This is a genomic window from Klebsiella sp. V115_8, assembly GCF_029967715.1.
GTDB lineage: Bacteria > Pseudomonadota > Gammaproteobacteria > Enterobacterales > Enterobacteriaceae > Klebsiella > Klebsiella quasipneumoniae.
Genome location: NZ_JASCAR010000011.1, coordinates 1 through 11,299, shown reverse-complemented (window position 1 = coordinate 11,299; position 11,299 = coordinate 1). Strand labels below are relative to the sequence as shown.

General features: G+C 52.1%; 8 protein-coding genes, 1 tRNA gene and 1 pseudogene. 3 read left to right on the top strand and 7 right to left on the bottom strand.

Going from position 1 to position 11,299, the window contains the following annotated elements; all coding sequences use genetic code 11:
• Positions 1–527: 527 nt before the first annotated feature.
• The 6 genes and pseudogenes from QLG03_RS05950 to proB form a co-directional block, all read right to left on the bottom strand.
• Positions 528–1,373: a DUF4435 domain-containing protein gene (locus QLG03_RS05950; protein ID WP_282473609.1), complete on the bottom strand. Its 846-nt coding sequence runs from the start codon at positions 1,371–1,373 to the stop codon at positions 528–530.
• A gap of 1 nt (position 1,374) precedes the next feature.
• Entirely contained in the window at positions 1,375–2,703 is a 1,329-nt protein-coding gene (locus tag QLG03_RS05945; protein ID WP_255988481.1) for an AAA family ATPase, read from the bottom strand.
• A pseudogene (locus QLG03_RS05940) lies at positions 2,700–3,866 on the bottom strand (tyrosine-type recombinase/integrase). The gene QLG03_RS05945 and the pseudogene QLG03_RS05940 overlap by 4 nt, the downstream one beginning before the upstream one ends.
• Before the next feature lie 176 nt (positions 3,867–4,042).
• Positions 4,043–4,118, bottom strand: a tRNA-Thr gene (locus tag QLG03_RS05935).
• Positions 4,119–4,231: 113 nt separating this feature from the next.
• On the bottom strand, positions 4,232–5,485 hold the full coding sequence (gene proA, locus QLG03_RS05930) for a glutamate-5-semialdehyde dehydrogenase (protein WP_016160355.1): 1,254 nt from the start codon (positions 5,483–5,485) through the stop codon (positions 4,232–4,234).
• Between the two features lie 10 nt (positions 5,486–5,495).
• Positions 5,496–6,599, bottom strand: coding sequence for a glutamate 5-kinase (proB, locus tag QLG03_RS05925; RefSeq protein WP_008805306.1), 1,104 nt, complete (start codon positions 6,597–6,599; stop codon positions 5,496–5,498).
• A 289-nt stretch (positions 6,600–6,888) separates the two neighbouring features.
• Here proB and phoE point away from each other — a divergent pair, with 289 nt between their 5' ends.
• The gene (phoE, locus tag QLG03_RS05920) at positions 6,889–7,941 is read left to right on the top strand and encodes a phosphoporin PhoE (protein ID WP_023288537.1); all 1,053 of its coding nucleotides are present in this window, start codon (positions 6,889–6,891) and stop codon (positions 7,939–7,941) included.
• Positions 7,942–7,985: 44 nt separating this feature from the next.
• On the opposite strand, the gene QLG03_RS05915 is transcribed toward phoE, so the two are convergent.
• Positions 7,986–8,552 carry an NlpC/P60 family protein gene (locus tag QLG03_RS05915; protein ID WP_032428599.1) on the bottom strand — a complete coding sequence of 189 codons (567 nt, stop codon included), beginning with the start codon at positions 8,550–8,552 and terminating at the stop codon, positions 7,986–7,988.
• A 411-nt stretch (positions 8,553–8,963) separates the two neighbouring features.
• Between QLG03_RS05915 and QLG03_RS05910 the strand changes: the two genes are divergently transcribed.
• Positions 8,964–9,833 carry a DMT family transporter gene (locus QLG03_RS05910; protein ID WP_255988478.1) on the top strand — a complete coding sequence of 290 codons (870 nt, stop codon included), beginning with the start codon at positions 8,964–8,966 and terminating at the stop codon, positions 9,831–9,833.
• 95 nt (positions 9,834–9,928) lie between these two features.
• On the top strand, positions 9,929–10,594 hold the full coding sequence (locus tag QLG03_RS05905; RefSeq protein ID WP_255988476.1) for an HAD family hydrolase: 666 nt from the start codon (positions 9,929–9,931) through the stop codon (positions 10,592–10,594).
• Positions 10,595–11,299 lie beyond the last annotated feature (705 nt).

The following is an 11,299-nucleotide window of genomic DNA, read 5'->3' as shown; positions in this document are numbered from 1 at the left end:
CCGGTTGAAAAACACTAAAAAAAACCCCCCCCCCCCCCGCACAGAGCCTGATTTATACCCGCCGGCGCACGGAACTGGCCGGCAGGTAGCCTCCGCAAAAATCCCCGAAAATACCGCTATTTTTCTCGAATTAAGCCATGCATCCACAGGGTGCATGGTTTTGCATTCGCTTTCCCGTCCCGTCACTCCCTTCGCAACCCTGTCCCGGCGCGGCCTGAGCGCGTCGCTGTGAGGTTCGATTCGATGTGAGGTATGAAAATACTTATAATTGTAGTGGGTTTCTGAGGAGCTCAGATAGGGGGGAGAAAAGTCTACTCAGAGGATTGCTCAAGCGTATGTATCACGTATTTGACAATGAGACGGAGGTATAGTGTTGCGAGTGTATAAAATGATAAAGAGTTTTTAAATCTTATCTTTACCCCTCCTTTCATTCCATGTTGGGCCGAGAGGAGGGAGCTTTTATCCATCTAATCAGGAGGTGAGGCGGTAATGAAAACAGTGTGTAAGTAGAGCGAACTACTAAAATATTAATCAATCAGCACTTTTTCTTTTAAGCCATGGAATATTTCTAGCCTACAATTTTTTGAGAGTCTGTGCCTAAATGACATTGCTGACGCAGTATACTTTATGACTTTTCTCATCCTCATTTGGAGAAGAGGTAGTAAATAGTCTTTTCCAGAAATAAAGGGGTGTTTTTTCTCACTTTTACTAATGAATTGGCTTATTTCATTTAACCGGTTTTCATATACATTCTTACCCACCCTGGATATTATTTCTGCCTTTCTCAAGGATAGTTTAGAATAAACTTTACTAGCATCTACAAAACCAGTGTCGTCATTCAAATAATCATTGACTTTTAAACTTACAGTTGGTAGTTCGGGTGTCATTTCCATGGAAATGACGTAACATATAAAAAGATCAATTAGTACTGTTTCATTATGATTTATCCATTCTTGAAATTCTAGTTCGACCTTTATGTCTTCATATTCTTTAGTCGGTTCTTCATCTACTAAAAAATCGATGGAGGCATTCTCACAAATTAATGTATTTTCAATGCAATACTCACGTAGGATGAAAAGTCCTGGTAAGTCAGGATTGCAGTTTCTTAACAGATAAAGATCGCCGTCTACAATATAAACACGTGGTCTTGAACGTTTGTTTTCGTCTCTTTTACAGGCTTCAATAACAGCATCTCTTCCACCTAAAGGGAAAATGTTTTCTATTCTATAATCATCTTCAAAATATCGGCTTAATAATTTTGAATATAATTTATTATATCCATTTGCTGTATCTTCAGTATAAATGTCAATATCATTATAATCTTCAAAGAAGATAGATTTAGCTTTTTTTGCCTTCGCGCTTCTTCTCAACATATTATCGACCTACCCTTATCCCTTTATCTTCTAGATCGCCAACAATTTCTGGGGAGTGAGTTGCCATTATAAATTGTGTTCTTGGGCTAATGCCTAATATTTCTTCTGAAAACATTTCTTGCCATTTCATATGGAGAGATAATTCGGGCTCATCAATAATTATTATGCTGGAACGTCCAGTTTTTTTATTGAATAATACATTGGCTGTCATGATTATTAATTGTCGTTCACCAGACGATAGGCTATCTATTAAGCATCTTTTACCATCAGGCCTTATTACCTCTACTCGACCAACTGTATTTATTTCAATGTGTTTATTAGTTTCGGATAAAAATTTATTTACGATAGTTTGGAATGTTATGATTGGGCCGTAAAGCTTGCTAACCCTGCTATTAGAACTATCTATTACATCTAAAATATCAGCAACACGATCTATTTGTGCTTTGTTTACAAGCCAGTTTATATTAAAGCCTTTACCATCAGATTCTTTAAGTTCTTCAAAAAGAGTTTCTATTCTTTTGAAAAAAGAATCCATTTCTTTAATTAATGAATCGTCTACCTTTCCTATTTTATGTATGGCTGCTTTAATCTCCTCTTTCCTTTTTATTATATTTTGTCTTTCTCTCCAGTTCATGCTGGACTTATCAAATGTTTCAAGATTAAAATCAGTAAATTTAAAAGAGGATTTCAGAATTTTATCTCTAAGATAAAACCCTTGATTTTCTTCAAAATCTCTAATTCTTCTATAGGTATCTTGAATTAACATTTCAGTGCTAATCAACGCTTCACCAAGTGTCCCATAAACTCTTCGTTTCGGTGAATTGACCCTGCGGCGATAAAATATTTCATTTGGAGGTATGTATTCATTATTTTCATGATAATCAGTTTTTCTATCCAGACCAAGAAAGATTGGTTTGTCTAGTTTTTTTAGTCTTAGGTAAATTTCATTTGAGAAATTATCCCTCTCTATTTTTTGGTATATTTCATCTTCATCATCCTTGCTGTTTAGTATGTATTTTTCTGAGTTGTTAATATTGGGTATTGAGAGTACTTTTCTGCTTCCTGATATACTTATATCAATGCTGCTTTCATTTTTATAAACGTATATTTCAACTTTTTGTGACTCATCAAGAATAACCAATCTAATTTTTTCAAATGGCAACGTGATAATGTCTTTAATATTCGGGTTTATAATTGCTTGTAACAATCTAAGAACAGTTGTTTTTCCCGAGCCATTACCACCGATAAGGAATGTTATATCCTCATTAAATGAAATATTTAAATCAAGATACCCGTACACTTTACTTGCAAATAAAGTTAGTATTTTCATAAGGTAAAACCCTCATTCATTGTTAAAAAATCTCCGTATTGTTGAAGCATATCCCTTCTCATTTCAAAGTATTGAGCATGATTAAACGTACCGCGAATGCGATTTTTGTCTACATGTGCTAGTTGCATTTCTTTCCATGCACTGTCAAATCTATTCTCGTGTAATATTGTTGACATGGTGTGCCGAAAACCGTGCCCTGTAAGTTTTCCACCGTATCCAATACGCTTGATGACCTGATTTATACTCGCTTCACTCATAGGCTTACTCGGATCGTTCCGCACCGGAAAAACATAACGATAGTTCCCAGACATGATCTTCAGTTCATTGAGTAAATCTAACGCCTGAGTCGACAATGGCACAAGATGGGATCTGCGCATTTTCATCCTTTCAGTAGGAATTTCCCAAATTGCGTAATCCAGATCAAATTCTTGCCATAATGCCGCACGCAATTAGATGGTTCTCACACCCGTAATCATGAGTAATTCGTAGCAATCTGGACAAGTGACTCGCAGTGTAACTGTCTAAGCCACTTAGAAAATCTGGTAGCTCATCTGCTTTTGGGAACGGAAAATGATTGGATTGGTGTACTTCGAGAGCGCTGGAAAGATCTGCCGCAGGATTGTACTCCGCTCTACCCTTTACAATTGCGTAGAGAAACACTTCGGAGCAACGCTGATGCACTTTCCGCATTTTCTCCAACGCCCCGCGTTTTCAATTTTACGCAGTACGTTAAGCAGCTCCAGCGGTTTTATCTTTCCCACTTTCCTTGTTCCAACATAAGGGAAAATGTTGTTTTTAAACGCTTCTATGACATCTGACACATATCCTGCCGACCATTTGGCGGTCTTCATGTGATGCCACTCTCTAGCTATCTTTTCGAACGCACTTCCGGATTCCGTTTGCAAAGCGACCTTCTGCTCTTTTCGAACCTCATTCGGGTTCTTTCCTTCCGCGACCAGCTTTCGGGTATCGTCGTGATGAGGGCGAGCATCGGCAAGGTTGATAGTCGGATACACACCAGGCGAGATCATTTTGGGCTTACCGACATAGCGATAGAGGAACAGCCAGCTTTTGCTTCCATTAGGTTCTATAAACAATGACAAGCCTTGCCGATCCCCAAACGTATAGGGTTTATCTTCGGGCTTAGTGCAGCGAATCTGCATATCATTGAAAGGCGTGTGTATAGGAATCCAGGACCGAACAAGGACATATACGCAATCCTAAGTACATTAAGTATATGATTTACTAAAAATTATGGGCAATGATGGACTAAAAAGCAGTAAAATCGTTACAAATCAGGGTAGTTATGGATAAATACGGACATTTGGGGAAGTTGAAATGGTGCCGATAATAGGAGTCGAACCTACGACCTTCGCATTACGAATGCGCTGCTCTACCAACTGAGCTATATCGGCCCTGCAAGAGGTGTTCACGAGCGTGAATCACGAGGCAAAAGGTTAGAACTTAGCGGGCGATGCGTCAATAGTCAGTGGAATCAACTGCCTATTTTTGCATCGCCCGTTCTCATTTACGCACGAATGGTATCGTCGCCGAAACCAATCCACTTATAGGTGGTTAACGCTTCCAGCCCCATCGGGCCGCGGGCGTGCAGCTTCTGGGTGCTGACCGCCACCTCCGCGCCAAGGCCGAACTGGCCGCCGTCGGTGAAGCGCGTGGAGGCGTTCACGTAGACCGCGGAAGAGTCCACTTCATTGATAAAGCGGTTGGCGTTACGCAGGGTCCGGGTCAGGATGGCGTCGGAGTGCTGGGTGCCATGCTCGCGGATATGGGCGATAGCCTCATCCATATCGGCCACCACTTTGACGTTCAGATCCAGCGACAGATACTCGTCGTCATACTGCTCCGCTTTCACCGGCTCGACCTTCGCTGGGCCGTTTTGCAGCGTGGGCAGGGCGGAGGGGGCGGCGTGCAGGGTGACGCCGCTCTCGGCCATCTGCTTGCTTAACGCCGGCAGGAAGGTGTCGGCGATGTTGCGGTGTACCAGCAGCGTTTCCACGGTATTGCAGGTGCTCGGCCGCTGGGTCTTGGCGTTGACAATGATCTTCAGCGCAGGGGCGATCTCGGCGGTTTCATCAACGAAGATATGGCACACGCCAATCCCGCCGGTGATCACCGGGATCGTTGACTGCTCGCGGCACAGCTTGTGCAGGCCCGCGCCGCCGCGGGGGATCAGCATATCGATGTATTTATCCATCTTCAGCATTTCCCCCACCAGCGCGCGATCCGGGCTCTCGATAGCCTGTACCGCGGCGGCCGGCAGACCGCACTCCTGCAGCGCTTGCTGGATCACCTTCACCGTGGCGGCGTTGGTGCGCCAGGTCTCTTTCCCGCCGCGCAGGATCGCCGCGTTGCCGGTTTTCAGGCACAGGGAGGCGACGTCGACCGTCACGTTGGGACGCGCTTCATAAATCACGCCAATCACCCCCAGCGGGACGCGGCGACGTTCAATACGCAGGCCGCTGTCCAGCAGCCCGCCGTCGATCACCTGGCCGACCGGGTCGGCCAGATTGCACACCTGGCGCACATCGCTGGCGATGCCGCTCAGACGCGCCGGGGTCAGCGCAAGGCGATCGAGCATCGCTTCACTCAGACCATTGGCGCGAGCTTCCGCTAAATCTTCCGCGTTGGCGCGCAGAATATCGTCGGTCTGCGCTTCCAGATAATCGGCGATCTTTTCCAGTACCTGGTTCTTTTCCCGGCTGGAGAGTAACGCCAGCTGCCAGGAGGCCGCTTTGGCGGCAATGCCCATTTGTTCCAGCATTTTCAGCTCCTTAACGGATGATCATATCATCGCGGTGGACGGCCACCGGGCCGTATTCATAGCCCAGAATGGCATCGATTTGCTGCGAGTGCTGGCCGGCGATAAGGCGCAGCGCGTCGCTGTTGTAGCGGCTGACGCCGTGCGCGATATCGCGTCCTTCGCTATTGCGGATGCGGATCACTTCGCCGCGGGAGAAGTTGCCGCTGACGATTTTGATGCCTTTTGGCAGCAGCGAGCTGCCTCGTTCGAGGATCGCCTGGGTCGCGCCCGCATCGACGGTCAGCTCACCGGCCGGCGGGGCGCCGAAGATCCAGCGCTTACGGTTCTCCAGCGGAGACTCCTGCGCGTGGAAGCAGGTGCCTACCGGCAGGCCTTCCATCGCGTGGCCGATGACGTCCGGGCGGTTGCCGGCGGCGATAATAGTATCAATCCCCGCGCGGCAGGCGACGTCCGCGGCCTGCAGCTTGGTGCCCATGCCGCCGGTGCCGAGTCCGGATACGCTGTCGCCGGCGATGGCGCGCAGCGCGTCGTCGATGCCGTAGACGTCTTTAATCAGCTCCGCCTGCGGGTTGCTGCGCGGGTCGGCGGTGAACAGGCCTGGTTGGTCGGTTAACAGCAGCAGCTTATCCGCCCCGGCGAGGATCGCGGCCAGCGCGGAGAGATTGTCGTTATCGCCCACTTTGATTTCCGCGGTGGCGACGGCGTCGTTTTCGTTAATGACCGGGACGATGCTGTTATCCAGCAGGGCGCGCAGGGTGTCGCGGGCGTTGAGGAACCGTTCTCTGTCTTCCATGTCGGCGCGGGTCAGCAGCATCTGGCCAACGTGAATGCCATAGATAGAAAACAGCTGTTCCCACAGCTGGATCAGACGGCTTTGTCCCACCGCCGCCAGCAACTGCTTGGAGGCGATGGTGGCGGGCAGTTCCGGGTAACCAAGGTGCTCGCGCCCGGCGGCAATGGCCCCGGAGGTCACGATGACAATACGGTGTCCCATGGCGTGCAGCTGTGCGCACTGGCGCACGAGCTCGACGATATGGGCGCGGTTCAGGCGACGGGACCCGCCTGTTAAAACACTGGTGCCCAGTTTTACCACCAGCGTCTGGCTTTCACTCATGATTCTCTGCCGTTCAAAAGGAATATCGATATCGAGCTGATGTTGTAGCAGGAGTCGGCCCGCTTGCCAACACCCGGGGCGGCGGGCGCGCCATTTTATTGCGCGGGATCGGGCATTCTGGAGAGGGAGTATGACAAAAATATGTCAGATACATTTAAATACGCTTTTTTATAAAAAGTTCCACCTTGTCATAAATATTTAATCTCCCGGCGTTAAAAAACCTCCTGTTTTTGATGGGCGAGCGCCCGCAATTGAATAGCGCGTATAAATAAATCACCAGGACTGAATAATGAAAAAGAGTACTCTGGCATTAATGATGATGGGCTTTGTGGCTTCAACGGCGACGCAGGCAGCGGAAGTTTATAATAAGAACGCGAACAAGCTGGATGTGTACGGCAAGATCAAAGCCATGCATTACTTCAGCGACTATGACAGCAAGGATGGCGATCAGACCTACGTGCGTTTCGGTATTAAAGGCGAAACGCAGATTAACGAAGACCTGACCGGCTATGGCCGTTGGGAATCTGAATTCTCCGGTAACAAAACCGAGAGCGACTCCAGCCAGAAGACTCGTCTGGCGTTCGCCGGGCTGAAGCTGAAGAACTACGGCTCCTTCGATTATGGTCGTAACCTTGGCGCCCTGTACGACGTGGAAGCCTGGACCGATATGTTCCCGGAATTCGGCGGCGATTCCTCTGCTCAGACCGATAACTTTATGACCAAGCGCGCCAGCGGTCTGGCGACCTACCGCAACACCGACTTCTTCGGTCTGGTGGATGGCCTGGATATGACCCTGCAGTACCAGGGTAAAAACGAAGGTCGTGAAGCGAAGAAACAGAACGGCGACGGCGTTGGCACCTCGTTAAGCTATGACTTCGGCGGCAGCGACTTCGCCGTCAGCGCGGCCTACACCAGCTCCGACCGTACCAACGATCAGAACCTGCTGGCTCGCGGCCAGGGTTCGAAAGCGGAAGCCTGGGCGACCGGCCTGAAATATGACGCCAACAACATCTACCTGGCGACCATGTACTCTGAAACCCGTAAGATGACCCCGATCAGCGGCGGCTTTGCCAACAAAGCGCAGAACTTTGAAGCGGTGGCGCAGTATCAGTTCGACTTCGGTCTGCGTCCGTCCCTCGGCTATGTGCTGTCGAAAGGGAAGGATATCGAAGGGGTGGGGAGCGAAGATCTGGTTAACTACATTGACGTGGGCCTGACCTACTACTTCAACAAAAACATGAACGCCTTCGTGGATTACAAAATCAACCAGCTGAAAAGCGATAACAAACTCGGCATCAACGATGACGACATCGTCGCGCTGGGCATGACCTACCAGTTCTGATCAACTTCAGAACCACCCGCCGCAGCCCAGGCTGCGGCTTTTTTTTAGCGGCGGTTCTTCGCCAGATGCAGGGTGTCGCTGTTCATGGTGATCTGCGCGTTATACTCCTTCGGCAGACGGCGCGCCTGATAGAACGCCGACTCCCAGTAAGGGTTGTCCAGCGAAGAGCGCATCACGCCCTGGCTGCTCGAGGCGTGAAGGAAATTATGATCGGTATCGTAAAAGCCAACGTGCATACCGGCCCGGGTGCGGAAGAAAACCAGATCGCCGGGACGTAAATCGCGCTTATTGACCCGCACGCCCATGTGCAACAGCTCACGGGTGGTGATCCGCTCCATCGGCAGGTTAAAGCGATCCTTCAGCGTGCGCCAGACGAAACCCGAGCAGTCGACGCCGCTTTGTTCAGTCCCGCCCCATTCATAGGGGGTTCCCTGCCAGGTGTGCATCTGGTCATGCAGAGCCGCTACCACCGGGATCAGATCGTCCGATCCGCTATCAATGGTCATATCCGCATGAGATTTTGTGTGTTTTGCCTGTTTCGGTGAGGAGGAGCATCCTGCCAACAACAAAAAAGGAATTAACAAGAGAGCATGCTTCAGTTTTGGCTTCATATCGTTATTTTCGAAGTAGCAAGCAGACTGCTTTGTTTTATAGCCGATTAAAAAGAACGGCTAAATAAGCTGATGCCGCCTTTACGTTTATTTACGATTAAAAATAAACAACGATGGGATGGATCAGCCATAAAGGGCAGTTGTCACTTCGCAACAGTCTGTGCCAGGATTCTGTCATCAACATCTCACGAGGCATTCCATGACGCATAACGCCATCGCCGCCGAGACTTTACCCGGCGCCGCTTTCGACGCGGGGTGGATGACGTCTGCGCCTCATTATTGCTTCGCCACGCTCTGCCCACCGCCTCCCCCTCCAGACCGGGTTGTTTTCGGCGCTTAACGCCGTCTTTCCAGGCGCTTACCTGCCGGTATGACGCTTGATACCTTGTGTTTGACGTTCGGGAGCATGCTATGCACGTTCGCTATTCTCTGCTCGCCTCGCAGGCGACAACGGCCACCTTTGTGCTGCTGTGGGGCAGCGCGGCCATTTTTACCCGCTGGGGACTGGACAACGCCTCGCCGATGGCGCTGCTGGTCTTTCGTTTTCTGATTGCCCTGGCAGCGCTGGCGCCGCTGGCCATCGCCCGTCGACGCTGGCTGCCCGCGCCGGGCACTCGCCTGCAGACAGCGGCCACCGGCCTGATGCTGATTGGCGGCTATTCGGTCTGTTACTTCGAGGCGATGGCCAACGGCGTGACGCCGGGGCTTATCGCCACCATCATGGGGATCCAGCCCATCCTTACGCTTTGCGTGGTGGAGCGCCGCCTGCAGGGGCGGCGGCTGTTGGGGCTGCTGATTGCCCTGGCGGGGCTGGTGCTGCTGGTGTGGCGCAGCCTGGCGGCGTCGCCGATGGCGATGACAGGGATCCTGTTTGCGCTGGCGGCTCTGCTGCTGATGACCTTTGGCGCGCTGTGGCAAAAGCGCAGCCGCCAGTCGCCGGCGGATGTCCTGCCGCTGCAGTATGCCGTTAGTCTGGGGCTGTGCCTGTTGATCGCCCCGGTCAGCGGCTTCCGGTTTACCGTTAACGTCGGGTTGATTATTCCGGTGCTGTTTCTCGGGCTGCTGATTTCGGTGGTCGCCCAGCTGCTGCTGTACCGTCTGCTGAGCGCAGGGAATATCGTCAATGTCACCAGCCTCTTTTATCTGGTGCCAGCGATCACGGCGCTGCTGGATTATCTGCTGCTGGGCAATCGGCTGCCGGCGGCGGCGATGGTCGGTATGGTGGCGATCGTCGGCGGGATTGTGCTGGTGTTCCGCACCGGCAAGGTCCGCGCCGGCTGACGGCGAGCCGGGCGCGGTGGCGTCCGGTTCATTTTCCTGTCATCTTTTTTACGCATGCTCCCGGCAGCTTATTTTGACCAGTAAGGGAAGGTACCATGGGCAACACGCTGACGATTTTCGATCTCGATAACACCCTGATACAGGGCGATAGCAGTACGATCTGGAGCCAGTTTATGGTTCGCGAAGGGCTGGCGACGCAGAAGGGGTATCTTGCCCGCGAGGCGCGGCTGATGGCGGATTATGACCGGGGAGAGATGAATATCGCCGATTATATGGCCCTGATCCAGGCCCCGCTGGCCGGAATACCGAAATCGGACGTAGACGCGCTGGTGGCCCGCTGCGTGCGTGAGGCGATCCTGCCCCGGGTCTATCCGAAGGCGTGGGAACTGATTCGTCGTCTGCGGGCCGAGGGGGAGCCGATGCTGATTATCTCCGCCTCGGTTAGCCTGCTGGTGCAGGCGGTGGCCGCCGCGCTGGAGATTGAGCAGGCGCTGGGCATTGACGTGGCGATGGTCGACGGCAGCTACAGTGGGGAGATTGCCGGGATCCCCAGCTATCAGCAAGGGAAGGTGGCGCGTCTGGCGCAGTGGCGCGAGGCGCATCCGCAGTATAACGGCGAGGTGACTTTTTACACCGATTCCATTAACGATCTGCCGCTGTGCCTGCATGCGGATCGCGTGCGGCTGGTCAATCCCTGTCCGCAGCTGCAGGCGGCCGGTGCCGGATATGGCTGGCCGGTGCTGAGCTGGCGGCTGGAATAGCGGAGCGGATAAATGCTTCTGCGGGTTCAGTCGTTGTCGGCTGGGCAAGGCGTGAGCCGCTATCCGGCATAAAGGGGGCTTCGTACTGGCGGTCATTGCCCGGCGGCGCTACGCTTGCGCGGGCCTACAGACTGAGCTGGCGGCTGGAATAGCAGACCGGATAAATGCTTCTGCGGGTTCAGTCGTTGTAGGCCGGGTAAGGCGCAGCCGCCACCCGGCATAAAGGCGGCTTCGTGCCGGTGGTCGTTGCCCGGCGGCGCTGCGCTTGCGTGGGCCTACGGGGTGTGAGCCTGTGAGAGGAACTTGTAGGCCGGGTAAGGCGCAGCCGCCACCCGGCAACATCACGGGTACCGCGCCTGGCGTCTCGCCCGGCGGCGCTGCGCTTGCGTGGGCCTACGGGGGGTGAGCCTGTGAGAGGAACTTGTAGGCCGGGTAAGGCGCAGCCGCCACCCGGCAACATCACGGGTACCGTGCCTGACGTCTCGCCCGGCGGCGCTGCGCTTGCACGGGCCTGAACGCCAGCCGGACTGTTTCCTGGAGAGGGGAAGCACTGCCGTGTGGTTGTTTATGTTATCTGTGGCTTCAGCGTAGTTTGCGCTCCCGGTTCGTCTTCTGCGTTATGTCCCTTATGGCGCAGGGAGCGCACAGGGGGCGGCCAGTCGCCGCCGCCCCCTGTACCCCCGGGCTCCGGCCAGCAAAATCGCC

Bases quoted from the DNA above. Each gene is read 5' to 3' on its own strand.
- QLG03_RS05950 (WP_282473609.1), bottom strand. From the start codon at position 1,373: ATGTTGAGAAGAAGCGCGAAGGCAAAAAAAGCTAAATCTATCTTCTTT.
- QLG03_RS05945 (WP_255988481.1), bottom strand. From the start codon at position 2,703: ATGAAAATACTAACTTTATTTGCAAGTAAAGTGTACGGGTATCTTGAT.
- proA (WP_016160355.1), bottom strand. From the start codon at position 5,485: ATGCTGGAACAAATGGGCATTGCCGCCAAAGCGGCCTCCTGGCAGCTG.
- proB (WP_008805306.1), bottom strand. From the start codon at position 6,599: ATGAGTGAAAGCCAGACGCTGGTGGTAAAACTGGGCACCAGTGTTTTA.
- phoE (WP_023288537.1), top strand. From the start codon at position 6,889: ATGAAAAAGAGTACTCTGGCATTAATGATGATGGGCTTTGTGGCTTCA.
- QLG03_RS05915 (WP_032428599.1), bottom strand. From the start codon at position 8,552: ATGAAGCCAAAACTGAAGCATGCTCTCTTGTTAATTCCTTTTTTGTTG.
- QLG03_RS05910 (WP_255988478.1), top strand. From the start codon at position 8,964: ATGCACGTTCGCTATTCTCTGCTCGCCTCGCAGGCGACAACGGCCACC.
- QLG03_RS05905 (WP_255988476.1), top strand. From the start codon at position 9,929: ATGGGCAACACGCTGACGATTTTCGATCTCGATAACACCCTGATACAG.